14 protein-coding genes and 1 other RNA gene are annotated in these 18,443 nt (G+C 34.6%); 3 read left to right on the top strand and 12 right to left on the bottom strand.

The window, feature by feature from the left end:
• Positions 1-153: 153 nt before the first annotated feature.
• Positions 154-1,617 (top strand): RNA polymerase factor sigma-54, encoded by a 1,464-nt coding sequence (rpoN, locus tag LQV47_RS19280; RefSeq protein ID WP_230040504.1) that lies wholly within the window; start codon positions 154-156, stop codon positions 1,615-1,617.
• Between the two features lie 329 nt (positions 1,618-1,946).
• On the opposite strand, the gene LQV47_RS19275 is transcribed toward rpoN, so the two are convergent.
• The 10 genes from LQV47_RS19275 to LQV47_RS19235 all read right to left on the bottom strand — a co-directional run bounded on the left by LQV47_RS19275 (position 1,947) and on the right by LQV47_RS19235 (position 13,248).
• Positions 1,947-2,315, bottom strand: a complete 369-nt coding sequence (locus tag LQV47_RS19275; RefSeq protein WP_230040502.1) for a cysteine peptidase family C39 domain-containing protein — start codon at positions 2,313-2,315, stop codon at positions 1,947-1,949.
• Between the two features lie 15 nt (positions 2,316-2,330).
• The gene (locus LQV47_RS19270) at positions 2,331-3,566 is read right to left on the bottom strand and encodes a DUF6625 family protein (RefSeq protein WP_230040500.1); all 1,236 of its coding nucleotides are present in this window, start codon (positions 3,564-3,566) and stop codon (positions 2,331-2,333) included.
• A gap of 1 nt (position 3,567) precedes the next feature.
• Positions 3,568-6,618: a lantibiotic dehydratase gene (locus tag LQV47_RS19265; protein WP_230040498.1), complete on the bottom strand. Its 3,051-nt coding sequence runs from the start codon at positions 6,616-6,618 to the stop codon at positions 3,568-3,570.
• The gene (locus tag LQV47_RS19260; RefSeq protein WP_230040496.1) at positions 6,615-7,769 is read right to left on the bottom strand and encodes a lanthionine synthetase LanC family protein; all 1,155 of its coding nucleotides are present in this window, start codon (positions 7,767-7,769) and stop codon (positions 6,615-6,617) included. The genes LQV47_RS19265 and LQV47_RS19260 overlap by 4 nt, the downstream gene beginning before the upstream one ends.
• A complete protein-coding gene (locus LQV47_RS19255; protein WP_230040494.1) occupies positions 7,762-8,679 on the bottom strand; it encodes an LLM class flavin-dependent oxidoreductase in 918 nt (305 codons plus the stop codon). The genes LQV47_RS19260 and LQV47_RS19255 overlap by 8 nt, the downstream gene beginning before the upstream one ends.
• Positions 8,680-8,738: 59 nt before the next feature.
• Positions 8,739-8,924, bottom strand: coding sequence for a class I lanthipeptide (locus tag LQV47_RS22620; protein ID WP_354961270.1), 186 nt, complete (start codon positions 8,922-8,924; stop codon positions 8,739-8,741).
• A 202-nt stretch (positions 8,925-9,126) separates the two neighbouring features.
• The gene (locus tag LQV47_RS19250) at positions 9,127-10,017 is read right to left on the bottom strand and encodes a carboxypeptidase-like regulatory domain-containing protein (RefSeq protein WP_230040492.1); all 891 of its coding nucleotides are present in this window, start codon (positions 10,015-10,017) and stop codon (positions 9,127-9,129) included.
• A 387-nt stretch (positions 10,018-10,404) separates the two neighbouring features.
• Positions 10,405-12,030, bottom strand: a complete 1,626-nt coding sequence (locus tag LQV47_RS19245; protein ID WP_230040490.1) for an AMP-binding protein — start codon at positions 12,028-12,030, stop codon at positions 10,405-10,407.
• Positions 12,031-12,089: 59 nt separating this feature from the next.
• On the bottom strand, positions 12,090-12,764 hold the full coding sequence (locus LQV47_RS19240) for a beta-carotene 15,15'-monooxygenase (protein WP_230040488.1): 675 nt from the start codon (positions 12,762-12,764) through the stop codon (positions 12,090-12,092).
• A complete protein-coding gene (locus LQV47_RS19235) occupies positions 12,757-13,248 on the bottom strand; it encodes a sigma-70 family RNA polymerase sigma factor (protein ID WP_115970156.1) in 492 nt (163 codons plus the stop codon). Before LQV47_RS19235 ends, LQV47_RS19240 begins: the two co-directional genes overlap by 8 nt.
• 138 nt (positions 13,249-13,386) lie before the next feature.
• Here LQV47_RS19235 and rnpB point away from each other — a divergent pair.
• An RNA gene (rnpB, locus tag LQV47_RS19230) (RNase P RNA component class A) lies at positions 13,387-13,710 on the top strand.
• Between the two features lie 302 nt (positions 13,711-14,012).
• Here the strand turns inward: rnpB and LQV47_RS19225 are convergent.
• Complete coding sequence (locus tag LQV47_RS19225; RefSeq protein WP_230040486.1) at positions 14,013-14,882, bottom strand: polyphosphate kinase 2 family protein; 870 nt, start codon at positions 14,880-14,882, stop codon at positions 14,013-14,015.
• Between the two features lie 298 nt (positions 14,883-15,180).
• Positions 15,181-15,645, bottom strand: coding sequence for a DUF1573 domain-containing protein (locus LQV47_RS19220; protein WP_230040484.1), 465 nt, complete (start codon positions 15,643-15,645; stop codon positions 15,181-15,183).
• Between the two features lie 128 nt (positions 15,646-15,773).
• Here LQV47_RS19220 and LQV47_RS19215 point away from each other — a divergent pair, with 128 nt between their 5' ends.
• The gene (locus tag LQV47_RS19215) at positions 15,774-18,389 is read left to right on the top strand and encodes a valine--tRNA ligase (RefSeq protein ID WP_230040482.1); all 2,616 of its coding nucleotides are present in this window, start codon (positions 15,774-15,776) and stop codon (positions 18,387-18,389) included.
• Positions 18,390-18,443: the final 54 nt, after the last annotated feature.

The following is an 18,443-nucleotide window of genomic DNA, read 5'->3' as shown; positions in this document are numbered from 1 at the left end:
AAAAAAAAGCCTTAATGAAATTTAAGGCTTTTTTTATTTTTTAGTAGTTTATTATGATATTAACTATCATGCAAAAATCGTGCTAAATGTGTTTATTATCAAATAAATTTATTAAATTCGTAGAATATGTTATGTTAAAACGCCAATATTACTATGCTTAAACAACACTTACAACTCAAATTAGGACAGAAGCTGGCCCCTCAGCAGATCCAGTTGATGAAGCTTATTCAGCTTCATACTCTTGAATTTGAAGAGGAGTTGGAGAGAGAGCTGGAAGAGAACCCTGCATTAGAAATTGCAAAGGAAGAGTCTAAGGAAGATGATTATGCTTCTTTGGAAGAAGCCTATCAGGATGAGGGTACCGATAGCATTGAAACAGATTTTGATGTCAATGAATATATTTATGACGACGAACCCAACTATAAAACTGCATCCAGCAACTATTCTCCGGACGACGAAGAATTTGATAATGAAAGTCTTTTAACTGAAGGGCAGTCATTATATGATTATCTGATGGAACAGATTCATTTGGCGAGTATCAATAATGAAGATTTAAAAGTTGCAGAATATCTTATTGGAAATCTGGATACAGATGGATATTTAAGAAGGGAAATCAAGTCTATCGTTGATGATCTGGCTTTTTCACAGGGAATCTATACTACTAAGGAAAAAGTGGAAGATATCCTGGAAAATTATGTTCAGAAGCTGGATCCATCAGGAGTAGGGGCAAGAGGACTTCAGGAATGTTTATTACTTCAGATCGAAAAGAAAGTAAGCTCGGATAAAGCAGTTTCTCTGGCCGCGAGCATTTTGAGGCATCAGTTTGATGCATTGACGAATAAGCACTATAACAAGATTATTCAGAAATATGATATTGAAGAGGAGGATCTGAAAGATGCTTTGGATGAAATATCAAAATTATCCCCTAAAGTGGGAGGGAACTTTGATACCCAGACCATCACTATCAATCAGGAAATTATCCCTGACTTTGTAATCCAGGTGAAAGATGGATTGGTAATTCCCATGCTTAACAGCAAAAATGCGCCTACGTTAAGGGTTTCAGAAGAATATAAAGATATTCTTACCACGTATTCTCATGATAAAAATTCATCTGAGCATAAACAGGCCGCTTTATTCATCAAACAAAAACTTGATGCTGCCAAATGGTATATTGATGCCATTAATCAGCGTCAGAATACCCTTTTACAGACCATTACGGCCATTGTAAAGTTCCAGAAGGATTACTTTATCACAGGCGATGAAAAGTCGCTGAAACCGATGATTCTAAAAGATATAGCAGATATTACAGGATTTGATATTTCTACCATTTCAAGGGTAGTAAAAAGTAAATATGCTGATACGCCTAATGGTATTGTATACCTTAAAGATCTGTTCTCGGATAGTTTAACTAATGATGACGGGGAGGAAGTTTCTACAAAAGAGATTAAAACCCATCTTCAGGAAGTAATCAGTAAGGAGAATAAGAGAAAACCGCTTACTGATGATGCTTTGGTAGTGATCTTAAAAGAACAGGGTTATAATATTGCCAGAAGAACGATTGCAAAATACCGTGAGCAGCTGAATATTCCTGTAGCAAGGTTAAGAAAAGAGCTATAGTTTTAGATACTGTACTTTACATATATAAAAAGGTGAACGTTGGCGTTCACCTTTTTTATTGAATTTGTTTACATTTTTTATTTTAGCCACAAATCGGAGATTTGACGTAGTCAAAGGTTACAAAGTTTCTTGGATACTTAAGTTTAATAAAGTTGTGAAAATAAGCTCACTAACGCTCACGTAAGTTTAAAAAACATCAAAGATTTTTTGCTTAAGTGTACTTTTTATTTACAATCCGTTTAAACTTAAAATAAACTAAAGTGTTTATAGTGTTTCACTCAGCTTTTGTGACTAAATTTTTATTTAGTTAAACAGGCTTATTGTATAAATTAAGAGATCAGAAATACAGTATCACTTATTCTTTTAAAAAGACTGAATGTATTGATCTGTTTTCCAAATTCTTTATTTTCCCAATATACTTTTCCATCTTTATAATCATTGATTAACGCAAAAGTACCGCTGTTGATCTTCAGAAATGCAATGGCAGGGAAGGGAAGGTCTTCAAGATCTTCAAGCTCCAGTCTTACCACCATGGTTTCAATATCAAAATCATCTTTTAATATAGTATGGAAGCTCAAAAAATTATAATCATCCACAGGGATATCATAATTTTTTATTGTTCCTGCCTTTATATTTTGTTGTATAAATTTTTTCAACAAAAAATTAAAAGAGGTTACGTGGCTGTCTTTTTCAATCATAGATGCTGGAAATTTTTAATAGATATAATAGGCATTTTCGTTAATGCGCTTCTTAATGTTGTGTATGTTTATTTTATAAGGAATATTTTCTTCACTTTTATAATGAAAGTCGATTGTACTGATCGTTTTTTTACTGAGTCCTATCCATTTGTTATCCTTAATTTTATAGAGAACAAACTGATTGTAGTGCAGCGTATAGTCTGCTTCATTGATAATGACCAGCTTATTTTTATCTTGTGGATAAAAGGTAATATGTGTTTTTCCTATTTTGTATGATTGTTCTTCCAGAAAATTCATATGCTCTTTTTGAGTATAGGAACGCAATTTTGATTTTAGCAGCAGAAACCTGTAATGGGTTTGTCTGATGTTTTCCTTTATCCTGCTTTTTATTTTTTTTACAGCATGCGAATACGGACTAAACTTGTAATGGATGCCCTTTGGAGAGATCGAAAATTTAGTTTTGCTTTCAAATGGATCTATAAAGAAAAATTGATTGTCCTTTACATTGATAAGATGAATCAATAAATACTGCTTCTCAGTAATGCTATTGAAAATATTGCCCTCTACCCAATGGTGAACAACATTGGTATAGGTAAATTCCTGTACAATGGGTTTATGGTAATACTTAATTTCCTTTTGGAGCTCCAGTCTCCTTAACACAAGAGTGAAACTTTCAATTTCCGTCTTAATCTGGGTAATATCTGTGGTATGGACCTTACTGAATTCAAAATTACATTCATCAAAACAGAAATGGCGGCTATTTTCTAAAATGCGGGCATAATCCTTACTCTGTTTGAAGAGGTTAATGCACTGCTCGTTATTTTTCAATAAAGTGAAAAAGCCTGCCGGATAGTTCTTATGAGGGGAAATAACATCGTATTTCTGCAATATTTTTTCAGTCATAAAATACCGGATATTACCGAAAACTATGTCGATATCACAATATCCCCAGAAGTCATAATTTTTCAGATATTCCTGGAAGATCAGCCCATAAGTAGGTTTAAAATCACATAGCTTATAGCCATCCAGAATATTGATATTCAGATTGAGTTTTTCACTGGCTAATGCACTGAATTCAGTAAGGTCCTTAATGTGCACAAAGTGTACATTGGGGATATGAAAAGGAGCTTCTAAATTAGTAAACAATATAAAATCAACATCCGGATTATATTTGCAGCTGAACAAAAAATGGCTGAAATAAGATGGCCAGCTTTTTCCGAAATAACAATTTATTAATGCGATTTTGGTCATCCTACGTCAGTTTTTTAATATTGAGCAATGAGTCATAACTTTTGTGTAAGAAATAATAAAGAATGGACTCATAAAGATTCGGTTTCGAAGCAAACATCCGGTTAATAAACATATGAATATAGCTTATCACTAATGATTTAACCATCTGTTTGGATTGCAGATCCTTAACTTCAGTGATATAATTTTTCGTTTTCCTGGTTCTGCTATTTAATATCATAGTAAAATCATCCCCTTCCGTCAGGAGATCCAAAATTTCACTTCTATGGTTTCTATATTTATCTTTTAAAGCTGCCTTAGAGTTTTCATCCAGCCTCATACCATATCCATTAGCCAAATGATTCATAATATCTCTTTTCTCAGCTTGTTCATAGCCAAAATCATTCAGGATTCTGTTTACTCCCACAATAGCAGCTTTCCAAATAGCGGTTTCTGTCAATTCAGCCTCTTTTAATAGTTGGCAAACACACTCACTGTCAAAATAAAATATACTTTCCATATGGTCTATGGTAGACTCTCCATATCGTTCAATCTCTCTATTGTAGGTGTCCAGAACAATTTTATGGATAATCATCTCTTGTGTCAGATATTTATCAAGCAATTGATAGATCTGATTGGAAATATTATGATCCGATGATGTTGTCAGAAATCTTATTCTGATATGATGGTCCGGATCGCTGTAACGGATGAAAAACCATTTTTTTATAATCCCTTTTTTAATGAGCCCACTGGCAAATTTATAGATGGAATCTTTGATGATCTGATCCGAAACTTTGGGGCTGCTATAGATTTTATAGAAAAGCCATTCGCTTCCCGGAATAAAATTTCTGGTAATTGTATTTTTAACAGAAAAAAGAGAAAGCTCTTTGTTTTTCTTACTGCTCAGGTTATGCCATGGAATGACAATCTCATTGCTATGGATGTTTCCTTCCATATCTTTGGCTACACTTTCATATTGATTGGCAAGGTTTTCGAAAACCCTTATTTTCTTCTCCTTCACAAGATGATCCAGTAAAATTTCCAGAGAAAGTGTATTGTTCATGAAAACAGGAAGTTCCATATCCCTCTCTGAGAAGGTGAAGATTTCTGGAATATTCCTTTCTTTCAGATGGTCTCGGAGCATATTCACTGAAGCCTGTTTTCCATTGAATATTTTCTCATATGACAGTTGCCATGATGTTCTTGACAAGATAACGTTATTAACCATTATTCGTGGTAAATAGTCATAATTGCTGAACATTCCCCAATTCCAGTTATAAGACGGGGTGATATTCTGATACTGAAGATCACATAAGAAATGATACAGCGGTACTTTATGTAAACTATAATTGTGGGCAGATGAAAGACTTGGAATGACCTCTTTATTGTACTTTTTGGAACGAAGGACAACCCTGTTGTTCTTGATAGAAATCATAAGGTCATTCAGATAGATAGGCTCACTGTCTGAATGCTGGAGATTAAGGATCGGAATTTCATAGTTTCTCAAATGAGGTCTGAGTAGAATATTACCTACCCTTGGTTGTGGATTATGCACAACTTCAGCAATAATCTGATTTTCAAAGAAGTTTTCCTCCTGTTGCAAAGCCTGTTTTACCGATTCTTCCAGCTCATTATCCAAATGACAGAAACGCCCCAGATAAGTAGAGGATGAAGGTCCGTCACTAAATTTATGGAAAATGACAGGCTGTCCTTCCTGGTCCTGATATACCTGTACAAGAGAAGACATTGAAAAAGGAATATTTTTATTCTCTTCTGAAAATGGTGCTACCTCATCTTGAGTGATTATAATTTTATCTTCGTTGTTCTTGATGGCATTAATTAATTTTTCACCCAAAAACTGATTCCATTTTACAGATCCCTGAATAATATTGGAGTTATTTTGAGACTTGAACTGGATTCCCCCAATCAAATCCGAAACATCATTATCCGAATGTACAGGATAATTGATCCCTGACAATGGATCAAGCGCTAACAATAAAGGAATTTCCTGCTGATCATATCTTTCAAGAAATACATTTTTAAAACTCTCCAGAGCATCAATCGTATCCGGTGCCCCAATTTTAAAAACTGTTGAAAGCACTTTTTTGAAATCTTTAAAAATAGTATTGTTCAGCGTGTTGGATGCCTTACCTTTTAGAAGGTCTGTCTGAATAATATTTTTTTTATAGCTTTTAATGCCTGTTTCGGTTAAAATTTGAGTGATTTTCTCAACAGCATCATCAATGTCATTGGTTATATTTATTTTTTGAACAATTTCAAATATGCTAATGATATGGTGAATAAAAGCTATATCAGCATTATTTTCTTCAGTTGCAGGAATTTTCAGTTCTTTTAAAAACTGATAGATAAAATCCTGGAAATTCTTGTCAGTAACTTTTGGTGAAAGTTCACTGACAAGAATTTTGGAATCTATTAGTTCATTGATATAATCAAAACTGTCTTCATAAGAAATATCCTGCTTTATCAGTATTTCTATGATCGATGATAACTCCAACCCGTTAGTACAGGCTTTTATAATAGAATTCAGGTACTTATTTTTCTCTGTGGAAATAACTTCATATTTCAATCCTCCGCTATTGGCGGAAGACTCAATATAGCGGTATTTGTTTTTGGTACTGTATATGGTATTATTGGTGTAGAACTTACAGATCTGTCTTACAAACATTTTTTGTTCCAGTTCTGTAATGATGTCATGCATCAGCTGCATATCCAATCGTGCATAAATCTTATCCTGACTTTTATCCAGTGTGATAAGAGTATCATTATCCCATTGTCCCATGCTTACTCCTGCATTGGTCCCAAAGGGAATGGTTCTGAAATGTATCCTAAGCCAGTATTTCAGCAAAGATTTTTTTATTTTATCTGCTTTTTCTTTCGAAAGTTTTTTTTCATCCCAATTGATAAGCTGCTCATAGAGATCCGGTGAAGATAAATAAATCGCCTTACGAAAGTTTTCACTATTGATGTCTTCTTCCCATGTATCAATACTTTTTTGTGGAAAAAGAGGAGTCCTCAATAGGTAAAAGTTCAGCTTTTCTATGTCGTTGTATTTCATTCTATGTTCATTAAATAAATTTTATCCCAATCCTTAGCTTTCTCAGGATACTGATAATCCAGTAATACCATTCCCACTCCTGAAATTCCTTCCAGTAACCCGGTATGCTCTACCCACTCATCATTTTTCAGATCATAAGGAAACTTGGTTCCTTTGCCCAGTTGCTGAAGAGTAATAGCCATCCAGTAGTCATATGCTTCTTTAAGCTCTTCCCGCTTACATATTCTGTAAAACTTATTGAAAATATGCGAAATTCCCGATGATCCGTGACAGATTCCCGTGTCTATACAATCATTTTTGTGACTGTAAAAAACCCCGGCGTTATCCAGTCTGATTTTTGATGAATTTAAAATAATAGAAAGACTCATTGCTCTCAGGTCTTCATCCTGTAAAACAGTATAAGCTTTCCATATACCTATCGCAATACCTAAATCACCATAGCACCACGCCAGCCTGTTTGACAGCTGTTTTTTGCGGGTAACGACATTAATTTTTGAAGGGAAAATATGCTGAGAATCTTTATTCTCCTCATACAGTTCAGTAAGAAAATTGACAGCTCCCTGAATCAGTCTTTTACAGGTTTCTTTTTCACAGCCTTTATGATAGCATTCCGCTAAAAAGGATATGATAGAAGGAAGACCATGGGCAAGGCCCAGATCGCAGATATTTTCTTCTTTTGTTATATTGTCAACCCAGAAAATGGATTTGTTGTGTTCATGTTTTAAGTGGTCAATATAAGACACTATTTTTGCAACTGTATCGAATTTCTGGATTTCCAGAAAGTAAAGACCCAATCCGATCAGTCCTGTAAATAAATCATACTCTTTTTTGCCTGCATAGATGGGAATCAATTCTAAAAAGAATTCTATAGAATCTTCTTCTATGGCATCAATATCCTCATCTGTAATGATATTGGAAGTATGCAGGAGCCTCATAAAATAGATCACCGCTAAACTCCCGCTGGCAAAAGAATAATAAGTATCTTCAGAAGCCAGATCTATCAGACTTTCAATTTTTTCAATTTCTATATCATTATTATAGAATAAGGAGTAGTAATTGCTCCCCAGACTGAACGTGATATTGTCTCCTTTATCTTCAATACATTTTTTTGAAATCTCGCTTAAAAAAAAATCAATTTTATCTTTATACATATTGGCTTAATATTTCGATAGCTGTTAGAGAATCTTTGTGTGTTCTGGAAACATTATTGAACATAAATTCATTGTATCCGTACAGTTCTTTAAATTCCAGCAATTTTTCCTGAAAAAAGCTTCCGTCACCAATAAGGCTTATATTGTCTATGGCACCATTAGTACTGCTTTTTGCTACTTTTAATGCTTTTTGTTTGGTTTTATGGCAGCATCCGGAAAACGTTAATACCATAGCCGGATCTTTGCCATGTTTTGCTTTGTATTCTGTTCTGAAGTTTTGCAGCTCTTCTTTAAGATAGTCCTTGTTGGATTCTCCATGAAATATAGATCTTGCAAAATTAAGGTCATGTTGCAGTGCTACTTTCAACCCCGAATGTGAAGATCCCATATACCATACGTCAGGAATATTTCCCTTGTAAGGCGGGATAATTAAATTTTCTTTCAACAGTTCATTTTCTTCTCTCAGAAACCGTAATGTAGATTCCAGCTTCGGAAGAAATGAGGAAAAATAACTGTCTTTATCAACGTCTACGTTAAAGTATTGAAGATCATATTCTCCTACCAGCCCTTTTACAAAACCAAGATCTAGCCTCTTAGGATATAGGCTGGATAATAGTTTATAATTATGAGCTACTCTGAATGGACTTTGTAATGGCATAATAACCCCAGCAATCCCTATCTTTATCTTATCCGTTAATCCCAATAGTATGGGTAGAAGCATTTCAGGAGTAGACCAGGCCATGTCATGTGCTTTTGAAAAATAATTTTCAGTAACCCAGAACCTCGAAAAACCAAGCTCGTCTGCTCGGGTTGCATATTCAATGATATCGTACAATGATTTTTTAGAATTATTAAGAGAATTCTCTCGTATACCAAATTCCAAAAGCCCTATTTTTAATTTATTTGCCATAACTAGTTATTAAAAAGTAGCTACTCCCGGAGGAGTAGCTTTAGTACTTTTGTGAAGTATTAGATTTCAGTACAAACGCAAAGGTTTGTAGATCTGCTGCTTCCAGCTGTACACGTCCAGTGTGTACAATCGAAAATAGATAATACTGCCTCTTTTCCAGCTTTTACTGATTTCATTTCGTCAGAGTTTAATTGAGATAACTTCTCTTTTTTAAGAGTTAACTTTTTTGTAAGCTTTTTGCTCATGGTTAAAAAAATTTAAATAATTTACCTACTCGTTAGCTTTTCGGTTTCCGCTTTTTTATATGTATTTATTATATAATACCTTGTTTATCAATGTTTAACTGAAAGATCAGCTCATTGGTTTAAAAATATAACGATATACTGCTCCAAAAGAACATCGTGCATTACATTACAGTAATTATCCGTATAAAGTTAGAAGAGTTCTTTATTCAGTATTTTTAGAGACTGCTTCATTCTGATTCTTCGCCGTACTGATCTTCTCGCGTTGATCTTTATTATAATTAATATTGATATTTGAAATAAAACTTCCTTTACTGGCCTCCCATTTTCCCTGGCTCTGATAACGATAAAGCAGATTATTGGATAAGGTTTTTTTAGCAGAGATTCCAAAGACGAAATCAATAGTATCATCCTGTATATAATCTACAAGCTGCAGGGTAATAGCCAATTTATCTGAATCTGTATAAATCAGTCTGTATTGTTGCAGATCGATATTCTGCCAACCTGTTGTGCCGGTCTTATATATAATATTTTCATTAAGGAGACTTTGATAAGGCAATCCATCTTTAACACTATATATGTTGAGCTTTAAAGTTATTTCTTTGAACCTGGAGCTTGGAATAATATAAAAGTTATAGCTGTTAAGCTTTGTCCAGTTATAGATATCAAATATCTGCCCCTGTTCAACGGTAGGTTTGTTTTTATCAAACATTTTAGAGAAGGTAAGCATAGGTCTTTTTTCTGCACCTATGGTTTCTCTTTTGGTCTTTTTTCCGCTTACATTAATTTCCTGGATAGCATATACTCTCTTGTTTAATATAATATTGGAGTTTTGAGTTATTTCGTTTATGCTCAGGTTTTTGCTTTCATAGCCATTGGATTCAAAAATGATCTCGTCATTTTTATTGGCACTTTGAGGAATTTCTAAAGAATAGTTACCATTATTATCAGTAATAGTACTTATATTTTCATTCCCAAAGCTTATTGAACAGTAAGAAATAACTTCCTTGTTTTCATTTTTGACAGTTCCTGAAATTTTTTGTGCACATATACTTATAGTAAGCAGTAAAGCACAAATTGCCAGTCCGATCTTCATTATTAGTTTTTTTGTCTGGTCTAAATATAGGATTTTATTCTACACTACTCACTTTGAAAGGAGAAAAAAACAAATTTTGTTTATCATATGTATGTATTTTCCTTAAAATAGATAATATATTCACATTAAATATCAAAAACAGACATTGAATATTTAATAAGTTTTATAGTGGCTGTAAATCCCTTGTTTAAGAGCTTTTCACTAAAAAGTGTCTTAAATAATTCTAACTTTTTATATAAAAACCTGATGAATGAAAAATTTTTTCAAAAAAAATAAAGTTCACCAATTAAATGATGAACCCATTCCGCTTTTTTATAAATTTTTTCATAAAAAAAAGGAACGCTTTTTTTTTCTTTTTTTCCTTTACAGTGGGTGATTCCAGATTTTTTACGAATTTCTTGAATTTTCCATACCTAATTCCTTCATAGAAATCTCTCTCATTTCCACTTTTCTTACCTTTCCGGAAATGGTCATTGGGAATTCATCTACAAATTTCCAGTACTTCGGGACTTTATAATGAGCAATTTTTCCTTTACAATAATCCAATAGCTCTTCTTCTGTGATTGTAAAACCTTTTCTCACCTTGACCCATGCCATTATTTCTTCCCCAAATTTTTCACTGGGTACTCCAATGATTTGAACATCAAGAATATGAGTGTAGGTATATAGGAAATCTTCAATTTCCTTTGGTGAAATATTTTCTCCACCCCTGATAATAAGATCTTTGATTCTTCCTGAAATGGTAATATATCCGTCCTTATCCATTACGGCCATATCTCCGGTGTGCATCCATCGGGCATTATCCAGTACCTTTTTGGTATTTTCAGGATCATTCCAGTATTTCAACATGACAGAATAACCTCTGGTACATAGCTCACCATGCTCTCCTCGTTTTAGTATTCTTCCATTTTCGTCAACGATTTTTATTTCCAAATGATCCTGCACTGTTCCTACTGTGCTGACTTGCTTTTCCAAAGGAGTTCCTATCAGCGTCTGAGTGGAAACAGGAGAAGTTTCCGTCATTCCGTAGCAGATGCTCATTTCTTTGATGTTCATAAGGTTTTCAACTTTTTTCATGATTTCCGGCGGACAGACAGATCCTGCCATAACACCCGTTCTTAAACTTGAAAAATCATAAGTATCAAAATCTTTAACAGCCAGTTCTGCAATAAACATAGTAGGGACACCATATAATGAGGTACATTTTTCATCAGAAACCGTTTTTAAGGTCTTATCGGGATCAAAACTGTCATTAGGAATAACCATACAGGCTCCGTGGACAGTACAGCATATGTTTCCGATAACCATTCCAAAACAGTGATAGAAAGGAACGGGAATACAGACCCGGTCTTTTTCTGTGTATCTCAACCTTATTCCAATAAAGTATCCATTATTTAAAATATTATGGTGGGATAACGTCACTCCTTTCGGAAATCCCGTAGTACCTGAGGTATACTGAATATTAACAGGATCGTCAAACTGTACATGTTCCTCAAAACTATGAAGGACCTCATCTGAAATATCCTGTCCGTTATTCACAAAATCATCCCAGTTTTCGTCAAAGAAAATTTCATGTTCAAGGCTGGGGCATACTTCTTTTGCATACTCTACCATTTCCTTATAATTACTGGACTTAAAGCTTAATGAAGAAAAAATAAAGCGAACCTCAGACTGGTTGAGAACATAGGTAAGTTCATGGGTTCTATAGGCAGGGTTGATGTTGACTAAAATGGTTCCTATCCTAGCAGTAGCATATTGTAAAAGTACCCATTCATATCTATTAGCAGACCATATCCCGATCCGGTCTCCGGATTTTGCTCCTAAAAATAATAGGGCTTTTGCAATGGCGGTTGTCTGATTATAAAATTCCTGATAAGTGGCTCTGTAATTCTGATGAACACAGACTAATGCTTCCTGGTTGGGGTATTTTTCAACTGTATTTTTAAGATTTCCTCCGATAGTTTGTCCTAATAACGGAATTTCAGAAGCTCCGTAGACATAAGATAATGGCATAGTATAAGATTTGGTTAAATAAATTTAACAAATATATCTTTAACTATGGGCTGGCCGTATTAATTTTCCTCGGAATCTATTCTTTTCAGCTGGTCCAGATTTTTGTCTAGCTTTTTAATGATACTTCCATACACCAATTTGTAATAAAACCAGATCATTGATACGGCAAGAAGTGTACTCACTACAATTCCAACGATAATGATGGTGAGATTAGAATTGGTAGGCTGTATATTCTGAGAGTTTAAAGTATAAAATATAAAAGCAATTAATACAAAGGTAAAAGCTACCAGAAGAACAATACTGATAAGAATAAATGCATTCACAGTTTTCTTGAATTTAATAATTTTCGTAATAAGTCCTTTAAGATTTTCTTCAATCTTTATTTTACGGTAGTTCTGATAGAATTTCAATACAAAATATGCAGTGATGAGCAGGCTTAAAATCTTTATAGCTAAATAAACGTGGCCGAAATTATCTTCTACTTCAGGTGCTCCCTGTGCGCCCAGTCTTTCCAATACATTACGGAAGCTGTCTGATTCTTCTTCCTGAAAGAAATAAAACAGACCTAAGACAGAAAAAAACAGGAATTCTACAACACTGATCCAGAAAATATACTTTATATAATTGCGTGATTTTCTATTCAGCATCTGAAGGATTTCAGTGTTGTCATATTTTGGCTGCACAGGCTGTTCCTGCCATGTTTTCTTAAAGCTATCTAAATCAAATTCAGGCATATTTTTCCATCTGTTCTTTAAGGGTTTTCTTTAATCTGTTCATTTTCACACGTGCATTGACTTCGGTAATTCCGAGGTTTTCTGCAATATCCTTGTAAGGCAGATCGTCAAGATACATCATGACAATGGCTCTTTCTATATTAGGAAGAGTCTTGATTACAGTATACAAAAGCGAAATCTGTTGTTGTTTTTCATCATCATCTTCCACAAAGTCTCTGTGGTTGATGTCCAGTTCATTCGTAGGAAGGCTTTTGCTTTTTTTTCTGAAAAGAGTAATGGCTGTATTAAGCGCTACACGATACATCCACGTCGAAATTTTGGAATTTCCTTTAAAAGAATCATAACTTCTCCAAAGCTGTAAAACGATTTCCTGGAAAAGATCTTCTTCATCTTCAAGAGAATTAGTATATAAGCGAGATACCTTAATAATCAGACCCTGATTATCTTTAATAAGCTGCGCAAATTCTTTTTCCCTGGAATTCATAGATGTATAATGCCACGAAGATAATAATAATGTGTTAATAGATGAAGAATTATATTGGGCAAATACTTAAAAAGGCGATTAACTTATTTATCTACTCAGTTTTTCAGCCTTCCTTAAATTTATGTATCTTTGCATCCGCGAGAAAATCGGCTTGTTGATTCTTGTTTCGGCAAGGGTAGGAAAGTCCGGACACCATAGAGCAGCAAAGCGGATAACATCCGTCACCCGTGAGGGTAGGACAAGTGCAACAGAAAGCAGGTACAGTTCGGCTGTAGTGAAACCAGGTAAACTCTTTGCGGTGCAATGGTAAGTATATCGGTTCTTTTCAGTAATGGAAATAGGGGCGGCTCGTCCTGAAAGCCGAGGGGTAATCAGCTCAAGTCTTGCAGTAATGTAAGACGTAGATAAATAACAGGCACTTCTTCGGAAGCACAAAATCCGGCTTATAGATTTTCTCGTATTTTTCTTATATTGAAGATACTTATAGTATAAAAAAATAAGCGGAGATTTTTCTCCGCTTATTTTTTTAGTTTTGTCCCTTCCTAAAATAAGTTGACAGAAAACCGACTTATTTTAGGAAGGGACACCTAAGAGAATAAAGGCTGATGGCAAGAACTGTTTTTTCATAGTTAAAGTTTTTAATGATAAAGGTGTAAAATTGTAATGATAAATATATAAAAAAAATAATGTGAATAGAAAATTATTCACATTATTATGTATTTATGTTAAAAATATTTAATAAAATAATTGATTTTATTAAATAATTATTCGTTCTCAAGAATGTTTTTAGAATCTATAAGACTCTGCTTGTTTTTTTCAGAAAGTTCCGGATATTTCAAATTCATCTTTTCAAGAGTATCAATGATGATCTGTATAGCGGCCACTCTGGCAAACCATTTATTGTCGGCAGGAAGTACATACCATGGAGCGTGATCCTTAGAAGTTTCATTGATGGCTGTCTCGTAAGCTTCCATATACTGATCAAATAGCACTCTTTCCGGAAGGTCTCCGGCAGAAAATTTCCAGTTTTTTTCCTGTTCATTAATTCTGTCCAGTAACCTTTTCTTCTGCTCATCTTTAGACACATTCAGAAAGATCTTAATAATGGTTGTTCCGTTTTGCGAAAGATGCTTTTCGAAATTTCTGATGCTTTCATATCGGTTTTCCCAGAACTTAGTATCAAAATCTTTTACCGAAGACCAGGTTTTCTCACTTAGGTTATATTCAGGATGTACTTTACATACCAGGACACTTTCATAATGTGAACGGTTGAAAATTCCAATCATTCCTTTCTGAGGTAGAGCCAGATAATGCCTCCATAAAAAATCATGGGAATATTCCCGGGAACTTGGCGTTTTAAAACTGGTTACATTACAGCCTTGCGGGTTTACACCTCCAAAGACATGTTCTATCATACTGTCTTTCCCAGCAGCATCCATTGCCTGCAATACAACAAGCAGAGACTGGCTGCCATCTGCATATAGCTTTTCCTGCAGTTCGCGAAGCTTTTCTTTTTCTTTAATTAACAATTGCGCCCCTTCTTCTTTGGTAAGTTTTCCCTTATAAGATGTTGGCGTTTTTTTTATTGAGAATGTGCCCTTTACCTGAAAGTCATCTGAGAAATTGGTGTCCATATATTTATAAAGATTAAAGATTAAAAGATTAAAAGATTAAAAGATTAAAAGATTAAAAGATCTTTGCTAGCCATCAGCCATCAGCCATCAGCCATCAGCCATCAGCCATCAGCCATCAGCTTATATAAATGACTAGTCCTGAAATAACGATACAAATTAAAGGATAAAAGTAAATAATTAAACCAGAGTAAATTTATTTTTGCTTTGGTTTTTTTATGTATCGCTATTTCAGGACGGGACAAAATGTAATAAAAAAACCGCCTCCAGGGAGACGGTTCTTTTATTTTTTAAGTAGAATTTACTTCACTGCAGCTTTCTTAGCTAGTTTTGCAGCTTTTTTCTCAGCTTTTGCAGCTTCTTTCTGCTCAGCAGGAGTTAATACTTTTGCTTCAGGGGCGTTAGCATCTATATTACCTTTAATGTAAATTACACTTCTGCTGTTGGCAGGGTCATTAGAGAAAACCTCAATCATTTTGTTGAATCCTCCGTTAAGAGCTGTGTTGTATCCAACTTTGATCTTAGCAGATTTTCCTGGCATGATAGGATCCTGGCTGAATTCCGGAGTTGTACACCCGCAAGAAGGTTTTACATTTGAAATGATCAAAGGCTTATCCCCAGTGTTTGTTACTGTAAAAAACCTTGTCCCATCAGCATTAGGCTTAATAGTACCGTAGTCGAAAGTAGTTTTATCAAATGTAATAGTTTGTGCAGATGCCAGAGCAAATGTTCCGAATAAAGCAATTCCTGCAATTAATTTCTTCATATTCTTGAATGTTAATATGTTTGTTAGATAAATTTTGTGAAACAAAGTTAAAAATTATTTTAATTCATGCTTAAAAATTTTTTTCTTTAGACTATTTTTGCAAATTGCAAGCCAAAGAAATAGAATTTATGCAGATTTCAGAAAAGTACAATCCACAGGAAACAGAACAAAAATGGTACAATTACTGGTTGGAAAATAAGTATTTCCACTCAGAACCTAATGAGAAACCTCCATATACTGTGGTAATACCTCCGCCAAACGTTACGGGGATATTACACATGGGACATATGCTGAACAATACCATTCAAGATGTTCTGGTCCGTCGTGCAAGAATGCGTGGATTTAATGCTTGTTGGATTCCGGGAACAGACCACGCTTCCATTGCTACCGAAGCTAAAGTTGTTGCTAAACTGAAGTCTGAAGGAATCAGTAAGTCAGATATTACCCGTGAACAATTCCTGGAGCATGCCTGGGAATGGACGAATAAATATGGAGGAACCATCCTTGAGCAGCTAAAAAAATTAGGATGTTCATGCGATTGGGACAGAACCCGTTTTACCCTGGAAGACAAACTTTCACAACAGGTGATTAAAAGCTTTGTAGATCTTTATAATAAAGGATTAATCTACAGAGGCTACAGAATGGTAAACTGGGATCCGGAAGCAAAAACCAATATTTCAGATGAAGAGGTCATATTTAAAGAACAGAACGGGAAGCTTTATTTCCTTAAATATAAAATCGAAGGCTCTGAAGAATTTCTTTCAGTAGCTACCACCCGTCCTGAAACTATTTTCGGAGATACTGCTGTATGTATTAACCCTAATGATGAGAGATACGCTCATCTGAAAGGTAAAAATGTAATTGTTCCGATTGTAAATCGCGTCGTTCCGATTATTGAAGATGAATATGTAGATATTGAATTCGGTACGGGAGCATTAAAAATTACGCCTGCACACGATACCAATGACTATGAGATCGGTCAGAAACATCAGCTGAAAATGATTGATGCTCTGGATGATGACGGAAATCTTAATGAGCACGGTCTTCATTATGCGGGGAAAAACAGATTTGAAGTAAGAAAGCAGATCGCCAAGGAATTAGAAGAAAAGGATCTTTTGTTAAAAGCAGAAGATTATGTGAATAAAGTAGGAACATCAGAAAGAACAGGGGCTGTTATAGAGCCTAAAATTTCAGTACAGTGGTTCCTTAAAATGTCCGACATTGCTAAACCTGCTTTGGATGTGGTAATGGATGATGAGGTAAAATTTTATCCTGAAAAGTTTAAAAACACCTATAAACACTGGATGGAAAACATCCGTGACTGGAACATCTCCCGTCAGCTTTGGTGGGGACAGCAGATCCCTGCTTATTATTATGGTACAGGAGATGAAGATTTTGTAGTCGCTGAAACTAAAGAAGAAGCCTTAGAACTGGCAAAACAAAAAACAGGAAATCAGGAGCTGACCGTAGAAAGCCTTAAGCAGGATGATGATGCATTAGATACCTGGTTCTCATCATGGCTGTGGCCGATATCTGTATTCGATGGATTGATTGATCCTGACAATAAAGATATTAATTATTATTACCCGACATCTGATCTGGTTACCGGCCCGGATATTATTTTCTTCTGGGTGGCAAGAATGATCATGGCTGGGTTGGAGTACAGAAAAGAAGTTCCTTTTAAAAATGTTTATTTCACAGGAATTGTAAGAGATAAGCAGAGAAGAAAGATGTCAAAATCTTTAGGAAACTCTCCGGATCCACTTGAACTCATGGATAAATATGGTGCTGATGGTGTTCGTGTAGGAATCCTATTGAGCTCAGCAGCAGGAAATGACCTTCTTTTCGACGAAGATTTAATGCTTCAGGGAAGAAATTTCATGACAAAAATATGGAGTGCCTTCCGTTTGATTCAGGGATGGAAGCATGAAGATAAGCCAGCAATAGCTACAGATCACCAGGCTATTGAATGGTTTGAAAACAAATTAAACAAAACAATTGTTGAAATTAATGATCAGTTTGATAAATTCAGGATCTCTGATGCCCTGCATTTGATCTATAAATTAATTTGGGATGATTTTTGCGGATGGTATCTTGAAGCTATTAAGCCTAATTATGGAGAAGGGATTTCTAAAGAAGTATATGACAGAACAATTATTTTCTTTGAAGAATTAATGAAGTTGCTTCATCCGTTCATGCCTTTCCAGTCAGAAGAAATCTGGCAGTTGATTTCGGAAAGAAGTATGGAAGAAGCTCTTGTTATTGCTCAGCAGAAAAATGCAGATGTCTTTAATGAAGAAATAATCAGAAACTTTGAAATTGCAAAAGAACTGATTTCAGGAGTTAGAAATTATCGTCAGACTAAAGGGATTTCTCCAAGAGAAGAAGTTGAAATATTTACAAATGCTTCTGAATTTGCCAATGATAATGTGGTGAAAAAATTAGCTAATATTTCGGAGATCCATTTTGGATTGAAAACTGATAAGCCAAGTTTTACCTTTCTGGTAGGAGCAACAGAAGTGTCTATTCCTTTAAGTGAAAACTTAGATCTGGGAGAAGAAAAAGCTAAAACTGAAGAAGAAGTAAAATATTTAAAAGGGTTTTTAATTTCAGTTGAAAAGAAACTTTCCAATGAAAAGTTTGTGGCTAATGCCAAACCGGAAGTGGTAGAAGTTGAGCGTAAAAAACAAAAAGACGCTCAGGATAAAATTGCCATTTTGGAAGAGAAACTGAAAAGTTTGTAAGTAATCAAGGAAATTCCCTGAAAACTATATCTATAAAAGAAGACCAGTTAATCT

The organism is Chryseobacterium sp. Bi04 (assembly GCF_918698085.1).
GTDB lineage: Bacteria > Bacteroidota > Bacteroidia > Flavobacteriales > Weeksellaceae > Chryseobacterium.
The sequence above is the reverse complement of the archived record's forward strand: the minus strand, read 5'-3'. Positions and strand labels throughout refer to the sequence as shown.

Excerpts from the sequence above, each read along its gene's own strand:
- rpoN (WP_230040504.1), top strand. The coding sequence starts at position 154 with ATGCTTAAACAACACTTACAACTCAAATTAGGACAGAAGCTGGCCCCT.
- LQV47_RS19275 (WP_230040502.1), bottom strand. The coding sequence starts at position 2,315 with ATGATTGAAAAAGACAGCCACGTAACCTCTTTTAATTTTTTGTTGAAA.
- LQV47_RS19270 (WP_230040500.1), bottom strand. The coding sequence starts at position 3,566 with ATGACCAAAATCGCATTAATAAATTGTTATTTCGGAAAAAGCTGGCCA.
- LQV47_RS19265 (WP_230040498.1), bottom strand. The coding sequence starts at position 6,618 with ATGAAATACAACGACATAGAAAAGCTGAACTTTTACCTATTGAGGACT.
- LQV47_RS19260 (WP_230040496.1), bottom strand. The coding sequence starts at position 7,769 with ATGTATAAAGATAAAATTGATTTTTTTTTAAGCGAGATTTCAAAAAAA.
- LQV47_RS19255 (WP_230040494.1), bottom strand. The coding sequence starts at position 8,679 with ATGGCAAATAAATTAAAAATAGGGCTTTTGGAATTTGGTATACGAGAG.
- LQV47_RS22620 (WP_354961270.1), bottom strand. The coding sequence starts at position 8,924 with ATGAGCAAAAAGCTTACAAAAAAGTTAACTCTTAAAAAAGAGAAGTTA.
- LQV47_RS19250 (WP_230040492.1), bottom strand. The coding sequence starts at position 10,017 with ATGAAGATCGGACTGGCAATTTGTGCTTTACTGCTTACTATAAGTATA.
- LQV47_RS19245 (WP_230040490.1), bottom strand. The coding sequence starts at position 12,030 with ATGCCATTATCTTATGTCTACGGAGCTTCTGAAATTCCGTTATTAGGA.
- LQV47_RS19240 (WP_230040488.1), bottom strand. The coding sequence starts at position 12,764 with ATGCCTGAATTTGATTTAGATAGCTTTAAGAAAACATGGCAGGAACAG.
- LQV47_RS19235 (WP_115970156.1), bottom strand. The coding sequence starts at position 13,248 with ATGAATTCCAGGGAAAAAGAATTTGCGCAGCTTATTAAAGATAATCAG.
- LQV47_RS19225 (WP_230040486.1), bottom strand. The coding sequence starts at position 14,882 with ATGGACACCAATTTCTCAGATGACTTTCAGGTAAAGGGCACATTCTCA.
- LQV47_RS19220 (WP_230040484.1), bottom strand. The coding sequence starts at position 15,645 with ATGAAGAAATTAATTGCAGGAATTGCTTTATTCGGAACATTTGCTCTG.
- LQV47_RS19215 (WP_230040482.1), top strand. The coding sequence starts at position 15,774 with ATGCAGATTTCAGAAAAGTACAATCCACAGGAAACAGAACAAAAATGG.